We start from the raw sequence: 24290 nt of genomic DNA on the forward strand, positions 1-24290 counted from the left end.
GGGTTCGGTGCTGACGCGGGCGCGTCTCATGTCTGTTTTCAGGCCTGTTTGGCCAGTGCCTTCTCGATGAGCTTGTCGAGTTCGGCGTATTCCGGCTCGCCGACGTATTGCTTGAGCACCTTGCCGTCGCGATCCACGACGAACGTCGTCGGCGTGAGTTGCACGTTGCCATACTGCTTGGCAACGCTGCCGTCCGAGTCCATCGCGACCTTGAACGGCAACTGGCGCGATTGCGCGTAGTTCATTACGTACATGGGGGGGTCGTAGCTCATGGCCACCGCCACGAATTCCAGCCCTTGACCCTTGTACTTCTCGTACGTCTTCACCATCGTCGGCATTTCCTTCATGCACGTGGTGCAGCTCGTTGCCCAGAAGTTGACCAGGTACACCTTGCCCTTGAGATCGGCGGGAGCGAGCTTCTGACCGGAGAGCAGCGTGAACGTCGCCTCGGGGGCGCGCTTCTGGCCGGCGAACGTGAAGTAGGCGGCGATCGCCACGACCGCAATGATCACGACGGCGAGGATCTTGCTCAGGGACGATTTGCGGGAGGTCGAAGCGCTCATGACACAGCCGTGTGGGCGTTGGTTGTTCGGTGGGTGACGACGATTCTACTCTGAATCTCAGCGCGTCGTGGCGCCGCTCCCGGCATGCAGACGCGCGCGCCCACGGGCGATGGCGTCGTCCAGATAGGCGCCGTAGAAATCCGGCAGGCCTGCGCCGATCAACGGGTCTGCGACGGGGCGTCCGTGCGTATCGAGGAACAAAACCGTCGGCGACACCTTGACGCCGTGGGCGCGCGCCCACGCGATACCGGTCGTTGTGCTGCCGTCGAAGTCGCGCACGCCGGCCGTGCTGTCCATGCCGATTTCGCGCACTTCATACTTGCCGCTGCGCACGAGCGGCGCGAGTTCGCGCTGGCGGATCGGGCCGCAGTAGACGCAGTCGCGCAGCGAGACGAGCACGATCAGCGGGGCGTCGAGAGCAGCCGCGCGGCGGGCGTGGGCGGCGAAGTCCGTGGCCAGGGGCACGGCGGCTTGCTGCTGTGCGGCGGTCTTGCCGTTGACGGGGGCAGCCGAAGTCCCTTCGCGCGGAAACGTGACGCCCGTGGCCTGGGCCAGCCTCGGCGTCGACGACTGCGCACCGACGCTGTTGCTGTACGAGGGCGAGGCGGACGGCGCCGATGCCGTCGCTGCCGGCGAAGGGGCGACCGAGGGGGAGACGACCGATGTGCGCGCGCTTGCTGTCGACGCGGCTGGCGAGGACGACGGCAAGGTCGGAGCACCCGCGGCCGAGGCAGTCGCCACCGATGAAGGCGAGCCCGGCGCGGCCGCCACGGGCGCCGCCCAGACGAAGGCCGTGAAGCCGAGCATCAGCGAGGCGGCCAGCGTCGCCGTTGCCGCTCTCCCGCACCTGGGCAGCCGCCGGCGCGCGCCTCGCCCTCGTTGTTCACGGGAGACGGCGGCGAGGCCGCAGGACAGGTGGGCGGGAGTACGTTTCGTCATATGGCGTCGATGATACCGGGAACCACGGCAGTGCGTTTTCCGTGGCGCAACACATGACGGATAATGAACGCTTCCCTTCCTTTACTTCGTGCCTGTCTATGACTCGCGCTGTCCGTGCCTGCCTTCTGTTTGCCGCGACGCTGGTGCTCGTGGCCTGCTCTCCTCGTTACGACTGGCGCGAGGTGCACGACAAGGATGGCGCTTACGCCGTGACCTATCCCGCGAAGCCGACGCAGGAGGCGCGCGACGTGAAGTTTGCCTCGGGACCGCTGCCCATGCAGATGCAGGCGGCGCGCGTCGATGCCGCGCTCTTCGCCGTCGGCGTCGTCACGCTGCCCGGCGACGACGCGACGCTGCGTCAGACCGTCCTCGACGAACTGCAGCACGGCTTGCTCGCCAACGTGAACGACGCCGCCGCCGTGCCTGCCCAGGTCATGGTGCGCCAGACCGGCGACGCCCCCTCGATCCCCGGTCTGGCCGTCTCCGCGCAGGGCAAGGCGAGCGACAAGACCGAGCGATACGTGGCCGCCCGTTTCGTCGGCCGGGGCAATCATGTCTATCAGGTCGTCGTGCTTGCGACGCAAGCGCCTCCCAAGGATCAGGTCGATCAGTTCCTCGACTCCTTTACGTTGGAGTGACGTTCATCACGTTCACGCCGGCGGCGCCTCACGGTACTGCACGGCTTCGGCGACGTGGTTGGCTCCGATCATGTCGCTGCCGGCGAGATCCGCCACGGTGCGCGCCACGCGCAGCACACGGTGATACGTCCGCGCGGACCAATGGTGCCGATTGACCGCGAGATGCAGCACGTCACGCGCCTCGACATCCAGCGCGCACGTCGATTCCAAGGCACGGCTGGCCAGGCCACAGTTCAATTGCCCCTGACGCGACAACTGGCGCTCGCGCGCTCGCCGCACCCGTTGCGCGATGACCTCGCTGCATTCACCGCTGACGGGGGCGGCGAACGTTTCGGCGTGCTGCGCCGGCACTTCCACATGCAAGTCGATGCGATCGAGCAGCGGTCCCGAGAGCCGGTTGCGATAGCGCGCCACCGCCTCGCTCGTGCACCGGCAACTTCGCGACGGTTGACCGAGATCGCCGCACGGGCACGGATTCATGGCGGCGACCAACTGGAACGCCGCGGGGAACGTCGCCTGTCCACCTGCGCGCGAGATCGTCACGTGGCCCAGCTCTAGCGGTTCGCGCAGCACTTCGAGCACGCGACGCTGGAACTCCGGAAGTTCGTCGAGAAACAGCACGCCGCGATGCGCCAGACTGATTTCGCCCGGGCGCGGCGTGCTCCCGCCGCCTACCAGCGCGGCAGCCGATGCGGTGTGGTGAGGTGCGCGAAAGGGGCGATGTCCCCACTGGCGCATATCGAAGCCGTGCGGACTCAGGCTCGCGAGCGTGGCCACCTCCACCGCGTGAGCCGGATTCAGGTCGGGCAACAGGCCGGCGAGTCGCGTGGCGAGCATCGACTTGCCCGTGCCCGGCGGGCCATAGAACAGGATGTGATGCCCGCCGGCCGCAGCAACCTCCAGCGCTCGTTTGGCCGGCTCCTGCCCCCTGATGTCGAGCATGTCGGGGGTCTGGTGATTGCGCCTTTCGTCTGATCCGTCCGAGGCGTTCGATGCATCGTTCCCGGGCGAGGACGACAGGCGAACGTCGGCCACCTTCCGCGCGATTGCGCGTGACAAGGGGACGGCAACGTCGGGCTCGGCGAGATGCGCGCACACGTCGAGCAGGGTGCGCGCGCCATACACCGTCGCGTTCTCCACGAGCGCTGCTTCGCTTGCGCACGCCAGGGGCAGCACCAACGCTCGCCCGGCCGGTTCGGCCGCAATGGCGCCCGCCATCGCAAGTCCGCCGCGTATGGGCCTTAGTTCACCCGTGAGCGACAACTCGCCCGCGAACTCATGTTTGCGCAGACCTGCCTCGGGCAATTGACCGCTTGCCGCCAGAATGCCGAGTGCAATCGGCAGATCGAAGCAGCCCGACGCCTTGGGCAGATCGGCGGGGGCGAGATTGATCGTGATGCGTCGCGCAGGAAATTCGAATCGACTGTTCTGCAACGCCGAGCGTACGCGCTCGCGGCTTTCCTTCACTTCGGTATCCGGCAGCCCGACGAGCGACAGACCGGGGAGTCCGTTCGCGAGATGTACCTCGACGGTAACGGCGCGTGCTGTCACTCCCGTGAGCGCACGGCTGCTGACAGTGGCCAATGACATGAGATTTCTCCTTCTTGCGCGGCGGTGGTTCGCGTGGCGTCGCGATCCATATTCGTCGCTGCAAGCGCCGAAGCGCAACGTCTCATCGGTGCTAACGGCGGTATTTCGGATTCGCGGCGCGGGTTTCTCGGTATCGTCCTTGGGCGTCTAAGCGGATTCCGAGCGGCGAGTCGGACCCAAGGCGCTTGGGAAGGGGACGCGAGCCCTTATGGCGATGACGCCGCCGGGAAATCGCAAGCCGCGAAATGGGCGAACGGGAGAACGGGAAGGGAGCCGCCACGAAGCAAGGTGGCAGTGTGCGGTGGGGGGGAGAGGGGATGCGGGGAAAACAGCGGAAGTCAGCGGGGCCGCGATGCTCCGAAGCGGGGCGCCAATGGGCGACGGCAACGCGAACACCGTGCCCATCAACATCGAGGGGCGCCGCAGCGCCCCCTCCTTGTCTTCGTCAGTCCTGCGCTTCGCTGCGCAGGCCTTCGAGTTCGGCCACGCGCTTTTCCAGTGCTTCGAGCTTCTCGCGAGTGCGTGCCAGCACCTGGGCCTGAACGTCGAATTCTTCGCGCGTCACCAGATCGAGTCGGTTGAAGCCCGAGTTGAGCAGGCTTTTGACGTTGCGCTCGATATCCTTGGCGGGCGATTGCTTGAGCAGTTCGCTCACCTTGGCTTGCATGTCTTGCAGGATCTCGTTCGGTTTCATAAGCCTTCCTCTCTTGTTTCATTGCACCAATATGGTGCTTGCACCGTCAGCGTGCTTCCTCTTGCCAGTCCGACCGTTACAAGCTGGTGCATCGGGCGCGGACCTCAACGTTGGCGCAACTCTATCACCGTTTCCTGTGCCCAGCCAGCGCGCGCGCCGGTCGCACCGCCACCGTCGCCTTGTCCGGCAAGGCTTTGACATCGTCGCCCCGCATTTATTCCCTGTCCATCCTGTCCCGCCGTGTTGCTGCGCCGCATCGGAACTCACGCAATTTTGCCAATTTTTTATCCCGAAATTCGTATCGTGCGCGTCGCAGCGGATGCGGCACTCAGAACCTGGCACGGGAGTTGCATTACCCGTCCGGGAATCTGCCGCACGCTGTACCTACTCGAACACAACTCAGGGGAAAGTGATGAAAAAAGTGTCAACCGCGATGGCAGGCTGTGTGTTTTTCGGTGCGATGGCCGCCTCGGCCGGAGCGTTCGCGCAGGCCGCCGAGCCTGCCGCACCCGCTGCGGCAGCGGCCGCCGAGCCGTTTACCGTTACCGCCAATATCGGCCTCTTCTCGGATTACCGTTTCCGCGGCATCTCGCAGACGGCAAAGCGTCCGGCAGTGCAGGGAGGTTTCGACGTCGCGCACGAATCGGGCCTCTACGCCGGCGTGTGGGCATCGAATATCAGCTGGATCTCCGATGGAAATTCCGCGGTCAGCGCGCCCATCGAGATGGACATCTACGGCGGCTGGAAGAAGGAGATCATTCCCGATTGGACTATCGATGTCGGTGGCCTGCAGTACTACTACCCGGGCACTTATCCGTCCGGTACGTATTACCCGCGTCCGCACACGTTCGAGCTGTATGCCGCCGTGGGCTGGAAAACCGTATCGCTGAAGTACTCGCATTCGATGACCCGCCTCTTCGGTCTCGTGAGCCCGGACGGTCAGGACACGTCCAACAGCGGCTACCTCGATCTGAGCGCAACGTATGACACCGGCTTCTGGGGTATCTCGGCCGTGGGCCACGTGGGCCATCAGTGGGTGCACAACTTCGGCGCCGCAAGCTATACCGACTGGAAGATCGGCCTGTCCAAGGACCTCGGCAAGAATTTCACCGTGTCGGTCTCCTATATTGATACGAACGCCGACGAGAAGTACTACACCGCCGCCAACTCCGGCAAGGTGCTCTCGAAGGCGACGGTCGTCGTAGGGTTGTCGAAGACATTCTAAGGAGCGACTCACCATGAAGCTGATTACCGCAATTGTGAAACCCTTCAAGCTCGACGAGGTGCGCGAAGCACTCTCGAACATCGGCGTGGCGGGGATCACGGTGACCGAAGTCAAGGGCTTCGGCCGCCAGAAAGGCCACACCGAGCTGTATCGGGGGGCGGAGTATGTCGTCGATTTTCTGCCGAAGGTGAAGATCGAGGCGGTAATCGGCGACGCCCTGCTCGATCAGGCGATCGACGCCATCGAGCAGGCCGCCCGCACCGGCAAGATCGGGGACGGCAAGATTTTCGTGTCCAACGTTGAGCATGTGGTCCGCATCCGTACGGGAGAGACCGGCGAAGACGCGCTGTAAAGGTCATCTATAAGAGACAACAACCATGAAAACACTGCTTGCCAAGCTCCTGCTCGCCGCCACCCTGCTGGGCGTCGCCGGGACCGCCGGTCTCACCTCGAATGCAGCATTCGCGCAGGACGCCTCGGCGCCGGCCGCCGCTTCGGATGCCACGTCCTCCGCACCGGCGGCTTCGGCCGCAACAACCGCCGCGCCGGCGGCTGCCTCCGCTCCTGCGGCACAGGCCGCCGCCCCGGCACCGGCCGCCGCCGCTGCGACCCCCGTGCCGCCCAACAAGGGAGACACGGCCTGGTTGCTCACGTGCACCGCGTTCGTGATTCTCATGACGCTGCCCGGCCTGGGGCTGTTCTACGGCGGTCTGGTGCGCTCGAAGAACATGCTTTCCGTGCTGATGCAGTGCTTCATCATCTTTTCGTTGGTGGTGGTGCTCTGGTCGATCTATGGCTACAGCATTGCGTTCACCGAGGGCGGGGCGTTCTTCGGAGGCTTCGACCGGCTGTTCCTGAAGGGAATGACGCCTGACTCGGTGGCCGCCACCTTCAGCAAGGGCGTGAACGTACCGGAATACGCATATATGGCCTTCCAGGCCGCGTTCGCCGCGATCACCTGCGCGCTGATCGTGGGGGCCTTCGCCGAGCGCGCGAGGTTCTCGGCGGTACTGCTCTTCACCGTGATCTGGTTCACGTTCTCGTATCTGCCGATGGCGCACATGGTGTGGTTCTGGGCCGGCCCGGATGCCTACACCGATCAGGCCGCCGCGGACGCCGCCACGGCACATGCCGGCTGGCTGTTCCAGAAGGGAGCGCTCGACTACGCAGGTGGCACGGTGGTGCACATCAACGCTGCCATCGCGGGTCTGGTGGGTTCGTACCTGGTCGGCAAGCGCGTGGGCTTCGGCAAGGAGGCGTTCAAGCCGCACTCGCTCACCATGACCATGATCGGCGCGTCGCTGCTGTGGTTCGGCTGGTTCGGCTTCAACGCCGGTTCAGGCCTGGAAGCTAACGGCGGCGCTGCACTGGCCTTCGTGAATACGCTGCTCGCCACCGCCGCCGCCACGCTGTCGTGGACCGCGGGCGAGTGGATCGGCAAGGGTAAGCCGTCGATGCTCGGTGGCGCCTCGGGCGCGGTCGCAGGTCTGGTGGCGGTCACGCCGGCGGCCGGTTTCGTTGGCCCGATGGGCTCGATCGTGCTTGGCCTGCTCGCGGGGCTGATCTGTCTGTGGGGCGTGAACGGTCTGAAGCGTCTGCTCAAGGCCGACGACGCGCTCGACGTGTTCGGCGTGCACGGCGTGGGGGGCATGCTCGGCGCGATCCTGACGGGAGTGTTTGCCGCGCCGTCGCTCGGCGGCACGGGCATCTACGATTACGTCGCGAACAAGGTCTCGCCGGACTACTCGATCGCCGGTCAGGTCTGGATTCAGTTCCAGGGAGTGATCACCACGCTGGTGTGGTCGGGCGTGGTGGCGTTCATCGCCTTCAAGATCGCCGACATCGTGTTGGGGCTGCGTGTGCCCGAAGACGAAGAGCGCGAGGGTCTGGACATCACGTCGCACGGCGAATCGGCTTATCACAACTGATTACGGGTATTCGTCTCATCGCGTCATTTAGCCGGGCTTCGACGCACTCGGAACACGCTGGAATTGCGGGCGAGCCCGGCACCATGAATCGGCGGCCAACCCGCGGGGGTGGCAGTTCCAGCAAGAGGAGTTGCCGGTCACCGGTCGGACAGCCGGCCCGGCGTTGTGCGGGCACCCATCGGGTGCCCGTTTTTTTGCCGTTTCGCTTGCGATCGGCGTTCCTGTCCCCATCTCTTCTCATCGCGGCATCGCTGCGCATCTCCCACTGACCCGACTACCGGCGCTGCACGGCCCTCCGGACGGCTGCGCGAGGTCGCGGCGGGTGCCCCTTCGCAGGGCATGGCGAACGGCGGGAGCGCCGGGCGTATGCTCTACAATCGATATTCCATCTGGATATGAGAGAAGCATGGTTCCGCATCTCGTCACGGCCCTGAAAGGCCCGCTGCTCGACCTGGAAAAGAAGATTCTCGATGCGACGCCCGCCATCGAGCGCTGGTTCCGGCTCGAATGGCAGGAACACACACCGCCGTTTTACTGTTCGGTCGACTTGCGCAATGCCGGCTTCAAGCTCGCTCCCGTCGACACCAATCTTTTCCCGGGCGGCTTCAACAATCTGGCGCCCGAAGTGCTGCCGCTCGCCGTGCAGGCCGCCATGGCCGCCATCGAGAAGATCTGTCCGGACGCCAAGAATCTGCTGCTGATTCCCGAACGTCATACGCGCAATTCGTTCTATCTCCAGAACATTGCGCGGCTCTCGACGATCATGCGCCATGCGGGGCTCAACGTCCGCCTCGGCAGTCTGTCGGACGACATCACCGAGCCGACGACCATCGAACTGCCCGACGGCCAGCACGTCGTGATCGAGCCGCTGGAGCGCTCGCCGCGCCGGCTGGGGCTCAAGAATTTCGATCCGTGCTCCATCCTGCTCAACAACGATCTGTCCGCCGGCATTCCGCCGATTCTGGAAGACCTGCACGAGCAGTATCTGCTGCCGCCGCTGCATGCGGGCTGGGCCGTGCGTCGCAAGAGCCAGCACTTCTCGGCGTACGACGACATCGTCAAGAAGTTCGCCAAGATGATCGACGTCGATCAATGGATGCTCAATCCGTATTTCGCGAAGTGCGAGGGGATCGACTTCGACGAGCGCGTCGGCGAGGAGAAGCTCGCCGATACGGTCGACGCCGTGCTCAAGAAGATCAACAGGAAGTATCGCGAGTACGGCATCACCGAGAAGCCGTTCGTCGTCATCAAGGCCGATGCCGGCACCTACGGCATGGGCGTGATGATGGTGCACGACGCCGCCGAGATCAAAAACCTGAACCGGCGCGAACGCACAAAGATGAGCGTGGTGAAGGAAGGGCTCGAAGTGCACGACGTGATCGTGCAGGAAGGCGTTTATACGTTCGAGCGCATCAACGAGGCCGTGGCCGAGCCGGTGGTCTACATGATCGATCGCTATGTGGTCGGTGGCTTCTATCGCGTGCATACCGGACGCGGCACCGACGAGAACCTGAACGCGCCCGGCATGCATTTCGTGCCGCTCGCCTTCGAGCACACCGCGCTGCCGGACGTCCACGCCAAACCCGGCGCCGCCCCACCCAATCGGTTCTATATGTATGGCGTGGTGGCGCGTCTCGCGCTGCTGGCGGCGTCCGTCGAACTCGAGCGCACCGATCCGGACCCGGAAACGTACTGACGGTGGCTCACCGGCACGGTGGCGAAGAAAGGTTTGCCGCGCTAACGGTTTCAGCGTTGGTTTGAGGAGTTTCTGAATTTGAAGTGAGGCGGTGCTCGTCCGATCGTTGCCTCTGATGCATCTTGCGAGAAAAGAAAAAGACGCCCGGCCGGCCCCCCGACTAGCCGGGCGTCACATTTGCCGGTCGCCTCATGCAACGACCGGAAATCGGGGCTTCCCTGGGCGGGGCCCCCCGCAAACTGGTTCACTGAGCATCCCCTGCACCGTTTGGATCGTGTACCGTGCCGGTCCGTCGTGCGGTTCGCGTCAGCCATGGAGCGATGATGCGGGCGTTCGGCGCGCCGAGCATCCCCCGAATGGGGGATGTCCGTTTATGTTTGCGCGGAATAGGAAATTTCCTTGCGAACGTGCTGACAGGGAGACTCATGGGGATGCCGGGGGAATGGCGCACCTGCCTTCGCCAACTACATCAACTGCCGGTGCCGATGCTGGGCTATCTGCCGCTCTGGCTGGAGACGCTGCGGGCCGGACTCGGCGCCGACGGCGTGGCGGCGCTCTGGAGCCATGCGTCGGCAGACGTAGACGTGCACGCCGGGCCGGGCGAGACGTGCTGGTACGCACCGCAAGCCCCCATGTCGGCGTGCGAGCAACTGGTGGCGAGTGGCTGGGCCATGCCACCTGTGGAGGATCTGCAACGCACGCTGGCACGGGGCGACATTGCATGCGCTCACGCCCGGCGTTCTCGTTGTAGCGGGCGCGCGGCTTCGGTGTCGTTGCGACGACCGCCGGAGCTCGAGCGCTGCTTTCCCGACGGCGACTTGCTCGATGTCTGCCTGTTGCCCGCCGGTCGCGGCGTTGCATCGGCGCACGATGCCGACGGGCCGGGGACGGAATCCGCCAAGGCGCCGGTCGCGGCCTTGCGGTTGCTGGTGTCGCGCCACCGCGCGCGTCCGCGCTTCAGCGCCCGCGAAGTCTCGGCGTTCGAGGACGCCGCAGCGGAATTCACGACGGCGCCGGGGCGTCCGTGCTTCCCGGCGCCCGCGGCGGCAGGCACGCCCATCCCTGCACTTTGTCCGGACGATCCGCCAGCCAACGGCAACGACGTGGCCGGCATGCTCGTATGGCGTGGACGGCAACCGGAGTGGGCCGATCCGGTGGCGTTGACGCTCATGCGCCGCGTCTGGCGCTTGGCGCCGGGCGTGGCGTGGCCGGACGCCTGTGTGGTCGTGCAAGCGTGTCAGGCGCTCGTCGACGAACTCGCCTTTCGCGTGGCCGGCGGCGCTTCGTCCGATGCGCAGGCGCACGCGGCCGTGCAGGTGCCGGGCGGTACGCTGCATCTGCATGCGACGCGCCTGTGTGGCATGGGCGGCAATGCCACTGATCGCGTGCGCATTGCCCTGCATCTGGCCGTGCCGCCCGCGATTCGCTTGCTGCAGCGTCTCTGGACGACGGCGCTCACGCCAGTGCAGCGCGAGATTGCGATGCGTCTGCTGGCCGGGCAGTCGCGCGTCGAGACCCGCGAGGCGTGTGCCATCGGCGTGCAGACACTCAAGACGCACCTGGCGCTCATGCGGGCGCGTCTGGACCCCGTGCGCGACGCGGCGCTGTTGGCGGGCCTGCGAGGGGCGGGGGCGGCAGCGATGTGATCCGGATGGCCGGCGGCCCGGGCATGGCCGCGCCAAGCGAGCCGTCCAGAGCGGCAACGCGGCGCCTCGGCTAGAATAGACACCTGTCGCCGCAGCATGCGGTGTGTGCATCCGAACTCCTCAAAGACTCCCGCCGATCGATGCAGATTCTCTTTATCGCCGACCCGCTCGACCACTTCAAGATCTACAAGGACACCACGTTCTCGATGATGCGTGAAGCTGCGCGTCGCGGGCACGATCTCTTCGCGTGCGAACCGCATGAGATGGCCTGGCAGGGCGCAACGGTCGATGCGCGCGTGCGGAAAATCCATCTGACCGGCGATGCGAACGACTGGTACGAAGTCGTCGAGACGCGGGTTGCCGCGCTGACCGACTTCGACGCGGTGCTCATGCGCAAAGACCCGCCGTTCGACATGGAGTACATCAACTCGACGTGGCTGCTTGAAATCGCCGAGCGTGCCGGCGCGCGAGTGTTCAACAAACCGAGTGCGATTCGCGACCACTCCGAGAAACTCGCGATTGCGGAGTTCGGCCAATTCGTCGCGCCGACGCTCGTCACGCGTGACGCCGCGCGTCTGCGGGCCTTCCACGCCGAGCATGGCGACGTGATCTACAAGCCGCTCGACGGCATGGGCGGCACCGGCGTGTTCCGCATCGGGCTGGACGGCCGCAATCTCGGTTCGGTCATCGAGATGCTCGGTGAGAACGGCGCACGCTCGGTGATGGCGCAACGTTTCATCCCGGACATCAAGCTGGGCGACAAGCGCGTGCTCGTGATCGGCGGCAAGGTGGTGCCGTATTCGCTCGCGCGCATTCCGCAAGGTAACGAGGTACGCGGCAACCTGGCGGCGGGTGGGCTGGGCGAGGCGCGCGAGTTGTCCGCACGCGACCGTCATATCGCCGAGACGCTCGCCCCGGAACTGTGGAAGCGGGGCCTGCTGCTCGTCGGGCTGGACGTCATCGGCGATTACCTCACGGAAGTGAACGTCACGAGCCCGACGTGCTTCCAGGAAATCACCGAGCAAACCGGCTTCGACGTGCCGAAGATGTTCATCGACGCGCTGGAACTGGCGGTATGAGGCAGGCTGGGGGCCGGTCCATTGGGCAAAGCGCCTGAAGTTTGTCCGAGGACTGCCTCTAACATGATGAAAATTCGGGGTTTTTGCGCGCCTGCTAAAATAAGAATCCCAAAATCGACAGGCCCGCGTTCGTCGTTGTGTTCGTATCCCGGAGCGCGCCTAGCATCATGGCTGGAATTCTGATCATTGCCCACGCACCGCTCGCATCGGCCCTTCGCGAGTGTGTTTCGCACATTTATGGCGGTTGTCCGTCGCGCATCGGAGCGATCGACGTCGTTCCCGACCAGGACACGGCGGCACTCGTCGACAGTGCGCGCGAGCGTGTCGCCCAGTTGCACGAGGAAAACGGTGTGCTGGTGCTCACCGACCTGTTTGGCGCCACGCCATCGAACATTGCGGCGCAACTCGTCGGGCCGAAGGTGAGGGTGGTGGCAGGGGTGAACCTGTCGATGCTCATCAAGGCGGTGTGCTATCGCTCCGTGCCGCTGGAAACGCTTACGGAGAAAGTGCTTTCGGGCGGATCTAAAGGTATTCTCGAAGTCGGCGCGGGTGCGCCGGCCACCAAACACACTACGTCACACTGAAACATGCTTCAACAAGAAACGACGATCGTAAACAAGTTGGGCTTGCACGCCCGGGCATCGGCAAAGCTGACACAACTGGCGGCAAAATTTCAGAGTGAGGTCTGGCTGACCCGAAACGGTCGGCGCATCAATGCGAAGAGCATCATGGGTGTCATGATGCTGGCTGCCGGGATCGGTTCCAAGGTGGAAGTGGAAACCGAAGGCCCGGACGAAGAACAAGCCATGAACGAGATTCTGGCCCTCATCGCCAACAAGTTCGGCGAAGGGGAATAAAAGACGGCGTCGCGGTGGCACGCAGCGCTTTGCAGGCGCGCTGCAACGGGCGGATCGCACAGATGATGTCGACGACGATCCGCCGCTCACCGCCCCGAACGTAGATTCAGGCCGCAATATCCGCTTCTGAACTGGGAGACTTCCTTGTCTTTCACCCTGCACGGCATCCCCGTATCTCGCGGCATCGCGATCGGACGCGCCTATTTGCTCGCGCCCGCCACGCTCGATGTGCCGCACTATCTGCTCGATCCTTCCCAGATCGACGACGAAATCGCGCGCTTTCACGGCGCTCAGGCAACCGTCCAGCACGAACTCGATACCCTCAAGGCCGAACTGCCGGACGACGCGCCGGGCGAGATGGGCGCGTTTCTCGACGTTCACTCGCTGATACTGAACGACACGCTGCTCGCGGACGCCGTCATCAAGCTGATTCGCGAACGCCGCTACAACGCGGAATGGGCGTTGACCACGCAGCTCGAAGTTCTCGTCGCTCGCTTCGAGGATATCGACGATGAGTATCTGCGCGAGCGCCGGGCGGACATCGAACAGGTCACCGAGCGCGTACTCAAGGCGCTCGCCGGCACGCCAGGTATCCGTCACGTGGTGGCGGAGACGCCGCGCGACGACATGATCGTCGTGGCACGTGACATCGCGCCGGCCGACATGCTGCAGTTCAAGTCGCAGACCTTCAAGGGGTTCGTGACGGATCTCGGCGGCAAGACGTCGCACACGGCGATCGTGGCGCGCAGCCTCGGCATTCCCGCGGCGGTCGGTGTGGCGCAGGCCAGCCTGCTCGTCAAGCAGGACGACGTGATCATCATCGATGGCGATCACGGTATCGTCATCGTCGATCCGGCGCCGATCGTGCTCGAGGAATACAGCTATCGCCAGAGCGAGCGGGCGCTGGAAGAGCGGCGCCTGCAGCGGTTGAAGCACTCGCCGGCGCAGACCATCGACGGCACGCCCATCGAACTGCTCGCGAACATCGAACTGCCGGAAGATGCCAAGACCGCCGTGGACGCGGGCGCCGTCGGCGTGGGCCTGTTCCGCACCGAATTCCTCTTCATGAACGAGGAGGAGGCGCCGGAGGAGGAGGCCCAGTTCGAAGCGTACAAGCGCGCTGTGGAGGCGATGCACGGGCTGCCGCTCACCATCCGGACCATCGATGTCGGGGCCGACAAGCCGCTCGACAGCCACGAGACTTACGAGACCGCGCCGAACCCCGCGCTGGGGCTGCGGGCGATCCGGTGGAGTCTGTCGGAGCCGCGCATGTTCCTCACGCAGTTGCGGGCGATTCTGCGTGCGTCGGCGTTCGGGCAGGTGCGGATTCTGTTCCCGATGCTCGCGCATGCGCAGGAAATCGACCAGACGCTCGAGCTCGTGCGCGAAGCGAAGTCGCAACTCGACGCGGCGGGCCTGCTCTACGATCCGGGCGTGAAGCTTGGCGCGATGATCGAGGTGCCGGCCGCGGCGCTCACCGTGCCGATGTTCCTCAAGCGGCTCGACTTCCTGTCGATCGGCACGAACGATTTGATCCAGTACACACTGGCGATCGACCGTGCGGACAACGCGGTGGCGCATCTGTACGATCCGCTCCATCCGGCCGTGCTGCGTCTGATCGCCATGACGATCCGCGAGGCGCACGCATTCGGCGTGCCGGTGGCCGTGTGTGGGGAGATGGCGGGGGATCCGACGGCGACGCGTCTGCTGCTGGGCATGGGACTGCGCGAGTTTTCGATGCACCCGAGCCAACTGTTGCAGGTCAAGCAGGAGATTCTGCGGGCGCATCTGCCGGATCTGGAGCGTCCTGTGCAGGAACTGCTCGCGGCGACCGAGCCGGAAGAGATGCAGGCCGCGCTGGCGCGGCTGGCGGTGGCTTGAGGTCGATGCCAGGTTGAAGCCACGCGCGGCGTGGCTTCACCGAGCCACAGCATTCCGCGCATTCCGCTCATCCCACCTACGGGGCTGTCGCCCCGCCGCGCCCTATCGGGGATCGGGGCATCAACCGCTTCAATGCCGCTGTCCGCAGACCTTGCACTCCGGATTGCGGGCGCAATGCATGGTGTGCCAGCTCATCTTGCGTCCGTCGAGCATCAGCAGGCGGCCGATGAGCGGCGTGCCGACGCCGGTGATCAGCTTGATCGCCTCCGCAGCCTGCATGCTGCCGATGATGCCGACGAGCGGCGCGAGCACGCCCATCGTGGCACATGCCTGTTCCGGGAACGGCTCGTCGGCCGGGAAAATACACTCGTAGCAGGGCGACGCCTCGTCACGCACGTCGAACACACTGATTTGCCCATCGAAGCGCAGCGCGGCGCCGGATACCAGCGGCACGCCGGCGGCGACGCAGGCGCGGTTGACGGCATGGCGAGTCGCGAAGTTGTCGGAGCCGTCGAGCACCACGGTGGCGGTGCGCGCGAGCGTCGTGAGACGCGCCTCGTCCACGCGCTCGTTGACGGTGTCGACGACCACGCCGGGGTTGATCTGCGCGATGCGTTGCCGCCCCGAAAGCACCTTCGGCCGTCCGACGCTCTGCGTGTCGTGAAGGATCTGGCGTTGCAGATTCGTGAGATCGACGTCGTCATCGTCGATCAACGTGATGCGTCCCACGCCCGAGGCCGCCAGATAAAGCGCGGCGGGCGAACCCAGACCGCCGGCGCCCACGATCACGGCATGCGCCGCGAGCAGACGCTCCTGACCCTCGATACCGAGTTCGTCGAGCAGGATATGGCGGGAGTAACGCAGCAACTGATCGTCGTTCATCGCAACACGTAAGGAATAAAAAACCGTGCCGGCTTTCGCGGGCACGGTTCGTAGTGTAAAGCCGTTGCTTATTTCTTGTCCGACGGCTTGGTCGGCACCACCGTATCGGTCTTCGGATCGGTCTTGGCGCCCGCGGCCGGAGCCGGCGCAGGAGCCGCAGCCTTCGACGCGTCCTTCGGCAGCGGGCCGGCGTTGGCTTCCAGACGCGACTTGGTGCGCTGGACCGGCTCGCCCTTGAGCTGGCGGATTGCCTGCTGAAGCATGAAGTCGTCGGTGCTGCCCAGATCCGGCAGGCGTTCTTCACGTTCCTTCTTGCGCTCTTCCGGCGTCTTCTTCGCGTTCTCTTCCTCGAGGCGGCGCAGTTCTTCCAGACGACGCGCTTCGCGGGCGTCGATTTCCTTCTGTTCGTCAGGCGTTTGCGTGTTGTGCAGATGGTTCTGGTAATCGATCTCGCGCGTGACGAGCACGTCGTCCGGATCGCCCTTCGGGTTCTGATCGACCGGCACGTCCGGCTTGATGCCGATGGACTGGATCGAGCGGCCGCTCGGCGTGTAGTAGTACGCCGTGGTCAGACGCAGCGCGGTATCCGGCGAGAGTTGACGCACGGTCTGCACCGAACCCTTGCCGAACGTGGTCTTGCCCATGATCAGCGCGCGCTTCGAGTCCTGCAGCGCACCGGCCACGATTTCCGAGGCCGACGCCGAGTAGGCGTTCACGAGCACCACCATCGGCACCGTCTTCCAGAACGCGGCCTCGCCCTTGAGCGGATCTTCCGGGCTTGCCGACAGACGATAGTTGTCGAAGGTCGCCGTGTACTTCTGCTTGGCGTCCTCGATCTGGCCGTTCGTGGTCACTACCGTGGCGCCTTCCTTCAGGAACGCCGCGGACACGCCCACGGCCGACTGCAGAATGCCGCCGCCGTTGTTGCGCAGATCGAGCACCAGACCCTTGAGCGGGGCGTCCTTCGACAGTTCCTGCAACTTCCTGGCGAGGTCCGGCACGGTGCGTTCCTGGAAGCTGGTGATGCGCACGTAGGCAATGCCCGGTTCGAGCATCTTGCCCTTGACGCTCTGGACGCGGATTTCCGCGCGCACGATCGACACCGGGAAGGTGCGCTCATCGGACTTGCGGAAGATCGTCAGCGTGACCTTGCTGCCCGGTGCGCCGCGCATGCGCTTGACGGCCTGATCGAGCGTCATGCCGCGTACCGGCTTGTCGTCGATGCGGGTGATGAGGTCGCCAGGCTTGAGGCCGGCCTTGAACGCTGGGCTGTCCTCGATCGGCGAGATCACCTTCACGAGACCGTCTTCCTGCGAAATTTCGATGCCCAGGCCCGCGAAACGGCCACGCGTCTGCTCCTGCAGTTCCTTGTACTCGTCCTTGTCGAGATACGACGAGTGAGGATCGAGACTGGACACCATGCCCTTGATGGCTGCGGTGAGCAGCTTCTTGTCGTCGACCGGCTGCACGTACTCGCGCTTGATCTGGCCGAACACTTCGGCCAGCAGCCGGAGCTGTTCGAGCGGGAGCGGCGTGGTGGCGCTTTGCGCGGAAGCCTGTGAGAACGCGAGGGTGGCAGCCGCACCGGTCGCGAGGCCCAGCACGATCAGGCCGATATGTTTGAGGGTTTGGCGCATATAGGCGTGGAAATTCCGGATTTTTCGGGGCGCCCGCCAACGGGCGCGCGCACTTTGGCGAAGTATAACCGTTTGCCCGCAGGGCGGGCATTGCCCATTCGACAGGGGCTTTTCCCGAGTGGTTCGCCGAAAAGTTCCAGCCGATGCGCCTTTTGCGAGTCCCTTCGTCGGGGCGTCGCCCGATGACGCGTGGATTTTTCCCGGCCAATGCGCTTGGACAAGGCGGTCCGCGGCGTTTATGGGCCGCTCTCAGGCGAGCGCGATGCGGGAGCGGACGCGTATTACCACGTATTACGAACGGGGGGAGGTAACGGTGTCACGCGGCGACGCGACGTATTGCGCGGCGGCGCCAGCCGGCGCCGCCTTCGAGATTACTTCGACTTGCCTTGTGCGGCCACGGCGGCCAGCGCGCCGGCGATTTTCTCCTGATCGCCAAGATAGTAGTGGCGGATCGGCTTGAGGTCGGCGTCCAGTTCATACACGAGCGGCGTGCCGTTCGGGATGTTCAGGCCGGCGATGTCGTCGTCCGAAATGTTGTCGAGATGCTTGATGAGTGCACGCAGCGAGTTGCCATGCGCGGCCACGAGCACCTGCTTGCCGGCACGCACGGCCGGCGCGATCGACTCGTTCCACAGCGGCAGCACGCGCGCGACGGTGTCCTTGAGGCACTCGGTGAGCGGAATCTCTTCACGCTTGAGCTTGGCGTAGCGCGGGTCGTTGAACGAACTGCGCTCGTCGTCGGTGGCGAGCGGCGGCGGCGGCGTATCGTAGCTGCGGCGCCAGACGTGCACCTGCTCGTCGCCATACTTCGCGGCGGTCTCGGCCTTGTTCAGGCCGGCGAGTGCGCCGTAGTGGCGCTCGTTCAGACGCCAGCTGTGCACCACGGGGATCCACATCTGGTCCATGGCGTCCTGGACGTGCCACAGCGTACGGATCGCGCGCTTGAGAACCGACGTGTAGGCCAGATCGAACTGATAGCCGGCATCGGCGAGCAGCTTGCCGGCCTGACTGGCTTCGGAGACCCCCTTTTCGGTCAGGTCGACATCGACCCAGCCGGTAAAACGGTTTTCCTTGTTCCACGTCGATTCGCCGTGGCGGATGAGAACGAGCTTGTACATGAGCAAACTTCAAACAGAGTTGGGAAAGCGGGGGCTGCCGACGGGTCGGACGTCACTCGCCGCACACCGCCGAGCCGCGCCCGGCAAGGACTTGGCGGCAGCGATCCATGGACGTCAGGGGGAGCGGCGGGACAGCCGCCGGCGTCCGGCACAGCGATTGCCAACGCGACCCGTCGGCGCAATCACGGAATATTTTATAATGATCGGATTCTTTTGATATTTTTCAGGTGGTTTGTGAAGTTCTTTGCCGATTACACCAACCTCGCGCTCATCGCCATCGCCCTCGTCTCGGGCGGCATGCTGGCCTGGCCGGTATTCAAACGTGGCGGTCGCGGTCTGTCGACCATCGAAGCGACCCAACTCATCAACCGTAAGGGCGCGGTGGTTCTCGACGTGCGCTCGGCAGAGGAATTCGCCGGCGGGCACCTGCCGTCCGCGCGCAATGTGCCGCTCGAAGAGGTCGAACAAAAAGTCGGACAGGTCATCAAGAACAAGGCAGCGCCCGTGCTGATCGTGTGCAAGAGCGGCCAGCGCTCGGCGCGCGCGCAGACGCTGCTGCGCAATCTGGGTTACGCTGACTCGTTCAGCCTGCAAGGCGGCGTCGCCGCATGGCAGGAAGCCGGTCTGCCGGTCGTCAAGTAATCCAGGAGTTGCCAGCCATGCCCAAGATCGTGATGTACAGCACGCAAGTGTGCCCGTACTGCCAGATGGCCGAACGTCTGCTGCGTCGGCGCGGCGTTCAGGACATCGAGAAGATCCTCATCGACAGGGAGCCGGGCCGCCGCGAAGAAATGATGAAGCGCACGGGGCGCCGCACGGTGCCGCAGATCTACATCGACGAGCGCCATATCGGTGGCTACGACGACCTGTCGGCCCTCGATCGGGCGGGCGGTCTCGTGCCGCTCTTGCAAGCTGCCTGATACCGCCGTCACAATAGTGCGCCCAGCCGCGTACCACGCGGCTGTCTTACACCCAAGGAAACGAAATGTCCGACCAGAATCAGCCGTTTTTCAGCATCCAGCGCGCTTACCTGAAAGATCTGTCTCTCGAGCAGCCCAACTCGCCGGCGATCTTCCTCGAACAGGAAATGCCGACCGTTGAAGTGCAACTCGACGTCGCCGCCGAGCGTCTGGCCGAAGAGATCTTCGAAGTCGCCGTGATCGCTACCGTGACGGCCAAGATCAAGGACAAGGTCGCGTTCCTGGTCGAGGGCAAGCAAGCCGGGATCTTCGAAATCCGCAACGTGCCGGTCGAGCAGCTCGACCCGCTCATCGGCATCGCATGCCCGACCATCGTCTATCCGTACTTGCGTGCGAACGTGGCCGACGCGATCAGCCGTGCCGGCTTCCAGCCGATCCATCTGGCCGAAGTGAACTTCCAGGCGCTGTACGAGCAGCGTCTGGCGCAACTGGCCGAGCAACAAGCGGCCAACGGCGAGGCGCCGGCATCGGGCATCGTGATGCCTGACGGCTCGTCCGCCCAGACTCACTAAGCGCTTGCGCTCGACCGACGCGCAGGCCGGCACGTCGCCGGCCCGCGCGTCGAGGCCCCCTTCATGAAGATTGCCGTATTCGGTGCAGGTGCCTGGGGCACCGCGATGGCGAGTCACATGGCCGCACGCCATGACGTCGTCCTTTGGGCGCGCGACGCCGCGCTCGTGAAGGCGCTGGCCGACTCCCACGAGAATTCCACCTATCTCCCCGGTTCTCCGCTGTCCTCCCGTCTGCGATTCGAAGCCGATTTCGCGACGGCGTTGGCTCATGGTGCGGGCGAGCATGCCCTGTGCGTTGCCGCCGTCCCGGTCGCGGGATTGCGGGCGCTGGCGGGCCACCTGGCGCAAGCTGCCGAGCCGCCGCGAAATCTCATCTGGCTGTGCAAGGGCTTCGAGGCCGACACCGGCTTGCTGCCGCATCAGATCGTCGCCGACGTGTTTCCACAGGCGGCGGGGGGGGCGCTGTCAGGGCCGAGCTTTGCGCGTGAAATGGCGCAGGGACTGCCCGCCGCGCTGACCATCGCGAGCCCCGTACGCTCGCTGTGCGATCTGACCATTGCCGCCTGCCACTTCGGCGCACTGCGCATTTATTCGAGCGACGACGTCGTCGGCGTGGAAGTCGGTGGCGCCGTGAAGAACGTGCTCGCGATCGCAACGGGCGTCAGCGACGGCCTGGGGTTGGGCTTGAATGCCCGTGCGGCGCTCGTCACACGCGGGCTGGCCGAGATGACGCGCCTCGGTGTCGCGCTCGGCGGCAAGCCCGAGACGTTCATGGGCCTGACGGGCATGGGCGACCTGATCCTGACGGCGACCGGCGACCTGTCGCGTAACCGCACCGTCGGGCTGCAACTCGCGTCCGGCAAGACGCTCGACGAAGTCCTCGCGTCGCTCGGGCACGTGGCGGAAGGCGTACGATGTGCGCGTGCGGTACGCGATCTGGCGCGGGCTCATGGGATCGAAATGCCGATCACCGACGCCGTCTGCGGCACCCTGTTTGACGGCCTGCCCGCCCGTGCGGCGGTGGAAGCCCTGCTGCGGCGCGATGCCCGCGCGGAACGTGAGGACGACGCCCCGGCGGGGTGACGCGCGGAGAGGTCAGGAGCCGACGTGCCGCGTAGCGGGCTGCGCGTCCTGTATCGCTTGACGTGCTGACGTGCCGACATGCGGATTCAATTCCGGGTTCGCGGGCACGTCGATCTCCGATGGGGGGCCGCGTCCACCATCGACACTCGCCACAAGGGAGCCGAACCCATGTCGCAAGCTGTCCATCTCCACGCCTTTCAGGGCGACATCACACAATCTGCGGTCGACGCCATCGTGAACGCTGCAAACGAGTCGCTGCTGGGCGGTGGCGGCGTTGACGGCGCCATACATCGCGCGGCAGGGCCCGAACTGCTCGAGGCGTGTCGAAAACTGCACGGATGCCCGACGGGGTACGCGAAGATCACGCCGGGGTTTCGCCTGAAGGCGAAGTACGTGATTCACACGGTCGGTCCGGTCTGGCGCGGCGGCAGCGGTGACGAACCGGCGCTGCTTGCGAGCTGCTATCGCGAGAGTTTGCGTCTGGCCTCGGAATACGGTTGCCGGAGCGTGGCTTTTCCGGCGATCAGTTGCGGCGTGTACGGCTATCCGTCGGAGTTGGCGGTGCCGCTGGCCGTCTTCACGGTGCGCGATGCGCTGCCGCATTTCCCCGGCATCGAGCGAGTGGAATTCGTTTGCTTCGACGCGGCGATGCTGCGCCGCTATCAGGACGAACTTGCCAATCAGGATCCGCCGGCATAGCCCTGCTGGCGCCACGCCTCGAAAACCACGACCGCGACCGTGTTCGACAGATTCAGGCTGCGATTGTCGGGACGCATCGGCAGGCGCACGCGCTGCGTTGTCGCGAACGTATCGAGCAATTCCGGCGCGAGGCCGCGCGTTTCCGAGCCGAAGACGAACCAGTCGCCCGGTGCGAACGAGAGCTCGCCGAAGGGGCGCGAGCCGCGTGTCGTCAACGCGAACATACGCGAGGGATCAGGCGATTCCGCCGCCAGGAACGCCGTCCAGTCACGATGAACCTTCATTTTCGCGTACTCGTGATAGTCGAGCCCGGCGCGGCGCATGCGGGCGTCGTCGAGCGGGAAGCCGAGCGGCTCGATCAGATGCAGACGCGCTCCTGTATTGGCGCACAGGCGGATAACGTTACCGGTGTTGGGCGGGATTTCAGGCGAGACGAGAACGACGTTGAACATGAGTGTCGGGGGCGGAGTTATCGAGAGGGTGGCGTTCGCAGGGCCACGGCGGCGAGTACATGCGACGCCCCGGCATCCTTGAGCGCGCGGGCGGCGGCGTCGCAGGTCGCGCGGGTCGTCATCACGTCGTCGACGAGAATGATGCGGCGTCCACGCACGCGGTCGCTTGCAACGAAGGCATCGCGCAGATTGCGCATACGGGCGTCGCGCGAGAGACGCCGCTGCGGAGTTGTCGTACGCTCTCGGCGTAGTCCTTGCGCGGTCGCCGGCAGGTTGGCACGGCGAGCGGCGACACGCGCGAGCTCCCACGCCTGGTTGAAGCCGCGTGCGGCCAGCCGCGAGGGCGCCAACGGTACGGGCACCAGCAGCGGCGTCTCGTCGCCCTGCTGCGGCAATAGCGCATCGCCGAGGCGTTCGCCGAATTCGCGCGCGAGGGGCAGGGCGCCGTGGTATTTCAGACGGATCATCAAGGTATCGAGCGGTGCGACGTAGTCTGCGAGGGCCAGCGTGGCGTCGAACGATGGCGGTTGTCGCAGGCATTCCCCGCAGATCGCTGTAGCCGTGGACATCGAAATGCGACAAATTGTCGCACTTTCCGGGGCGGCAACCTCGTGCTCGGGCGGGCTCCCCGCGCCGTGTGGCAGGGCGATGGCGCAACGTCCACAGCGCAGCGGCGCATCGATCCGGTTCGCGTCGAATATCCGCGCGCAATCGGCACAGAGCTGCCGTGCCCCTCGTCGATGGCAGACGGCACAGTGATCCGGCAACGCCACGCTCAGCAGGGGGCCGGCGAGCCGGGCGAGCGTCGGAAGCGTATTGCGCAGGATGGACAAGGTGGTAACCGGAATGTGAGGAGGGCGACGAACGGGCGCGAATGCCGTACAGCGGCCGCGCAATGGCGGTGCCCGATGCGTTCGGACAGCTGCGAGTATACTGCCGACTCGCCTTTTCGCCCGCCCCATGAAGCCTTCCGCCGCTCCCTCCGCCCCGTCGTCCGCGTTCTCGTCTCGCTTTCTGCGTACGGCATTCGACCGTCGCGCGTCCCAATGGGCGGAAGCCGATTTTCTGATGCGCGAAGTGGCGTCCAGGCTCGCGAGCCGGCTCGACTACATCAAGCTTCAGCCCAGGCGCGTGCTCGATGTCGGATGTGGCACGGGCAGCGACTTGCAGAACTTCGGCGCGCGCTATCCAGACGCTTATCGCGTGGGTGTCGACGCGTCGTTCGCGATGGCTCGGGCCGCGGCCGCCGCCGGGGCGACGACCGGATGGCGTCGCCTGCTTCGCAGTGCGCCGTCATATGGTGTGGCACAGGCCGACTTCTCGGCGTTGCCGTTCGCTCCACGCGCCTTCGATCTCGTGTGGTCGAATCTTGCGCTTCATTGGTATCGTGAACCGCATCGCGTCATTCCCGAGTGGCACCGCGTGCTGAGTACCGATGGCCTGCTGATGTTCTCGGCATATGGGCCGGATACGCTGCGCGAACTGCGTGCCGCATGGGCGGAAGTCGATGAGCTCCCTCATGCACTCGAGCCGACCGACATGCACGATCTCGGTGACATGATGGTCGCGAGCGGCTTCGATACACCGGTCACCGATATGGAGCGGCTCACGTTGACCTTCGAGTCGCCGGACACGCTGCTGCGCGACGTGCGTCTGCTCGGCGTGAATCCGTTGCCGGAGCGTCGGATGGGGCTCACCGGACGGGCGCGGATTGCGGCCTTGCGCGAGGCGCTCGAGCGTCAGCGCGGCGAGGACGGCACGATCGCACTGACCTTCGAGCTCGTCTACGGCCACGCCTGGAAGATTCCCGAAAAAACCGATGCGGCGGGCAATGCCGTGGTCCGAATTCAAGACATCGGGCGCGGCGGCCGCCCGCGCTGATCGCACGCGACGCTGGCCCGGCGGCGGTCCAGCGTCTTCCCTTCGCATCATCGGCATCGCGCCGACGTTTTTCTTTTCGCATCGCACCGGCCATCGTGCCGGACGATGCGTTGTCTGTGCCGCAGCCTGCGTCCTACACGACTTTGCAGGTGTTCCGCTCGCTTCCCATTCGCTTAAATGACGCTTCACGGCGTGCATGAACGAAGGGCATCGCGAAAGGCACCTCCCTCGTTCAGCCACGCCATTCCATTGCCTTAGGGTGTGCTTAAGCGCGCTTACAGCGTGCTTAAGGCGTGATTTCGGGAGGTTG

25 protein-coding genes are annotated in these 24290 nt (G+C 65.1%); 16 read left to right on the top strand and 9 right to left on the bottom strand.

Annotation, left to right across the window (positions count from 1 at the left end; all coding sequences use genetic code 11):
* Positions 1 to 38: 38 nt before the first annotated feature.
* Positions 39 to 563 carry a TlpA family protein disulfide reductase gene (locus RO07_RS02360; protein ID WP_039407745.1) on the bottom strand — a complete coding sequence of 175 codons (525 nt, stop codon included), beginning with the start codon at positions 561 to 563 and terminating at the stop codon, positions 39 to 41.
* Positions 564 to 620: 57 nt separating this feature from the next.
* A complete protein-coding gene (locus tag RO07_RS26490) occupies positions 621 to 1502 on the bottom strand; it encodes a thioredoxin domain-containing protein (protein ID WP_237171359.1) in 882 nt (293 codons plus the stop codon).
* Positions 1503 to 1600: 98 nt separating this feature from the next.
* On the opposite strand from RO07_RS26490, the gene RO07_RS02370 reads away from it, so the two are divergent.
* Positions 1601 to 2140, top strand: a complete 540-nt coding sequence (locus RO07_RS02370) for a hypothetical protein (protein WP_039407747.1) — start codon at positions 1601 to 1603, stop codon at positions 2138 to 2140.
* Between the two features lie 12 nt (positions 2141 to 2152).
* On the opposite strand, the gene RO07_RS02375 is transcribed toward RO07_RS02370, so the two are convergent.
* Both RO07_RS02375 and RO07_RS02380 read right to left on the bottom strand, forming a co-directional pair.
* Positions 2153 to 3730, bottom strand: coding sequence for a YifB family Mg chelatase-like AAA ATPase (locus tag RO07_RS02375; protein ID WP_039407749.1), 1578 nt, complete (start codon positions 3728 to 3730; stop codon positions 2153 to 2155).
* Between the two features lie 445 nt (positions 3731 to 4175).
* Positions 4176 to 4424 carry an accessory factor UbiK family protein gene (locus RO07_RS02380; protein ID WP_039407751.1) on the bottom strand — a complete coding sequence of 83 codons (249 nt, stop codon included), beginning with the start codon at positions 4422 to 4424 and terminating at the stop codon, positions 4176 to 4178.
* Between the two features lie 412 nt (positions 4425 to 4836).
* On the opposite strand from RO07_RS02380, the gene RO07_RS02385 reads away from it, so the two are divergent.
* The 9 genes from RO07_RS02385 (at position 4837) to ptsP (ending at position 14736) form a co-directional block, all read left to right on the top strand.
* On the top strand, positions 4837 to 5649 hold the full coding sequence (locus tag RO07_RS02385; RefSeq protein WP_039407753.1) for a TorF family putative porin: 813 nt from the start codon (positions 4837 to 4839) through the stop codon (positions 5647 to 5649).
* Positions 5650 to 5662: 13 nt separating this feature from the next.
* Positions 5663 to 6001 carry a P-II family nitrogen regulator gene (locus RO07_RS02390; RefSeq protein WP_010804740.1) on the top strand — a complete coding sequence of 113 codons (339 nt, stop codon included), beginning with the start codon at positions 5663 to 5665 and terminating at the stop codon, positions 5999 to 6001.
* Between the two features lie 25 nt (positions 6002 to 6026).
* On the top strand, positions 6027 to 7577 hold the full coding sequence (gene amt / locus RO07_RS02395; protein ID WP_039407755.1) for an ammonium transporter: 1551 nt from the start codon (positions 6027 to 6029) through the stop codon (positions 7575 to 7577).
* Between the two features lie 406 nt (positions 7578 to 7983).
* A complete protein-coding gene (gene gshA, locus RO07_RS02400) occupies positions 7984 to 9273 on the top strand; it encodes a glutamate--cysteine ligase (RefSeq protein ID WP_039407757.1) in 1290 nt (429 codons plus the stop codon).
* A 431-nt stretch (positions 9274 to 9704) separates the two neighbouring features.
* Positions 9705 to 10919 carry a helix-turn-helix transcriptional regulator gene (locus RO07_RS02405; RefSeq protein ID WP_039407760.1) on the top strand — a complete coding sequence of 405 codons (1215 nt, stop codon included), beginning with the start codon at positions 9705 to 9707 and terminating at the stop codon, positions 10917 to 10919.
* 140 nt (positions 10920 to 11059) lie between these two features.
* The gene (gene gshB / locus RO07_RS02410; protein WP_039407764.1) at positions 11060 to 11998 is read left to right on the top strand and encodes a glutathione synthase; all 939 of its coding nucleotides are present in this window, start codon (positions 11060 to 11062) and stop codon (positions 11996 to 11998) included.
* 167 nt (positions 11999 to 12165) lie between these two features.
* Positions 12166 to 12582 carry a PTS sugar transporter subunit IIA gene (locus RO07_RS02415; RefSeq protein WP_039407766.1) on the top strand — a complete coding sequence of 139 codons (417 nt, stop codon included), beginning with the start codon at positions 12166 to 12168 and terminating at the stop codon, positions 12580 to 12582.
* A 3-nt stretch (positions 12583 to 12585) separates the two neighbouring features.
* Complete coding sequence (locus RO07_RS02420; RefSeq protein WP_039407769.1) at positions 12586 to 12855, top strand: HPr family phosphocarrier protein; 270 nt, start codon at positions 12586 to 12588, stop codon at positions 12853 to 12855.
* A gap of 144 nt (positions 12856 to 12999) precedes the next feature.
* Positions 13000 to 14736: a phosphoenolpyruvate--protein phosphotransferase gene (gene ptsP / locus RO07_RS02425; RefSeq protein WP_039407771.1), complete on the top strand. Its 1737-nt coding sequence runs from the start codon at positions 13000 to 13002 to the stop codon at positions 14734 to 14736.
* A gap of 129 nt (positions 14737 to 14865) precedes the next feature.
* Here ptsP and RO07_RS02430 read toward each other — a convergent pair whose 3' ends face one another.
* From RO07_RS02430 to gpmA, 3 genes are all read right to left on the bottom strand, one after another.
* Entirely contained in the window at positions 14866 to 15618 is a 753-nt protein-coding gene (locus RO07_RS02430) for a HesA/MoeB/ThiF family protein (protein ID WP_039407773.1), read from the bottom strand.
* A gap of 68 nt (positions 15619 to 15686) precedes the next feature.
* Positions 15687 to 17255 (bottom strand): S41 family peptidase, encoded by a 1569-nt coding sequence (locus tag RO07_RS02435; RefSeq protein ID WP_039407775.1) that lies wholly within the window; start codon positions 17253 to 17255, stop codon positions 15687 to 15689.
* Between the two features lie 371 nt (positions 17256 to 17626).
* Entirely contained in the window at positions 17627 to 18373 is a 747-nt protein-coding gene (gene gpmA, locus RO07_RS02440) for a 2,3-diphosphoglycerate-dependent phosphoglycerate mutase (protein WP_039407777.1), read from the bottom strand.
* 234 nt (positions 18374 to 18607) lie between these two features.
* Here gpmA and RO07_RS02445 point away from each other — a divergent pair, with 234 nt between their 5' ends.
* From RO07_RS02445 to RO07_RS02465, 5 genes are all read left to right on the top strand, one after another.
* Positions 18608 to 19015 carry a rhodanese-like domain-containing protein gene (locus RO07_RS02445; RefSeq protein ID WP_039407779.1) on the top strand — a complete coding sequence of 136 codons (408 nt, stop codon included), beginning with the start codon at positions 18608 to 18610 and terminating at the stop codon, positions 19013 to 19015.
* A gap of 17 nt (positions 19016 to 19032) precedes the next feature.
* Positions 19033 to 19293: a glutaredoxin 3 gene (gene grxC / locus RO07_RS02450; RefSeq protein WP_039407781.1), complete on the top strand. Its 261-nt coding sequence runs from the start codon at positions 19033 to 19035 to the stop codon at positions 19291 to 19293.
* Between the two features lie 65 nt (positions 19294 to 19358).
* The gene (gene secB, locus RO07_RS02455; RefSeq protein WP_039407783.1) at positions 19359 to 19865 is read left to right on the top strand and encodes a protein-export chaperone SecB; all 507 of its coding nucleotides are present in this window, start codon (positions 19359 to 19361) and stop codon (positions 19863 to 19865) included.
* 63 nt (positions 19866 to 19928) lie between these two features.
* The gene (locus tag RO07_RS02460) at positions 19929 to 20948 is read left to right on the top strand and encodes an NAD(P)H-dependent glycerol-3-phosphate dehydrogenase (RefSeq protein ID WP_039407786.1); all 1020 of its coding nucleotides are present in this window, start codon (positions 19929 to 19931) and stop codon (positions 20946 to 20948) included.
* Between the two features lie 168 nt (positions 20949 to 21116).
* Entirely contained in the window at positions 21117 to 21647 is a 531-nt protein-coding gene (locus tag RO07_RS02465) for an O-acetyl-ADP-ribose deacetylase (RefSeq protein ID WP_039407788.1), read from the top strand.
* Here RO07_RS02465 and trmL read toward each other — a convergent pair.
* Positions 21629 to 22099 (bottom strand): tRNA (uridine(34)/cytosine(34)/5-carboxymethylaminomethyluridine(34)-2'-O)-methyltransferase TrmL, encoded by a 471-nt coding sequence (gene trmL, locus RO07_RS02470; RefSeq protein WP_039407789.1) that lies wholly within the window; start codon positions 22097 to 22099, stop codon positions 21629 to 21631. The two genes, RO07_RS02465 and trmL, sit on opposite strands and share 19 nt — an antisense overlap.
* Before the next feature lie 17 nt (positions 22100 to 22116).
* Positions 22117 to 22668 carry a ComF family protein gene (locus RO07_RS02475; protein WP_052266954.1) on the bottom strand — a complete coding sequence of 184 codons (552 nt, stop codon included), beginning with the start codon at positions 22666 to 22668 and terminating at the stop codon, positions 22117 to 22119.
* Positions 22669 to 23059: 391 nt separating this feature from the next.
* Between RO07_RS02475 and RO07_RS02480 the strand changes: the two genes are divergently transcribed.
* A complete protein-coding gene (locus RO07_RS02480) occupies positions 23060 to 23980 on the top strand; it encodes a methyltransferase domain-containing protein (RefSeq protein ID WP_039407790.1) in 921 nt (306 codons plus the stop codon).
* The last annotated feature ends 310 nt before the right edge of the window (positions 23981 to 24290 follow it).

It is taken from the genome of Pandoraea pulmonicola (assembly GCF_000815105.2).
In the GTDB taxonomy this organism is placed as follows: domain Bacteria; phylum Pseudomonadota; class Gammaproteobacteria; order Burkholderiales; family Burkholderiaceae; genus Pandoraea; species Pandoraea pulmonicola.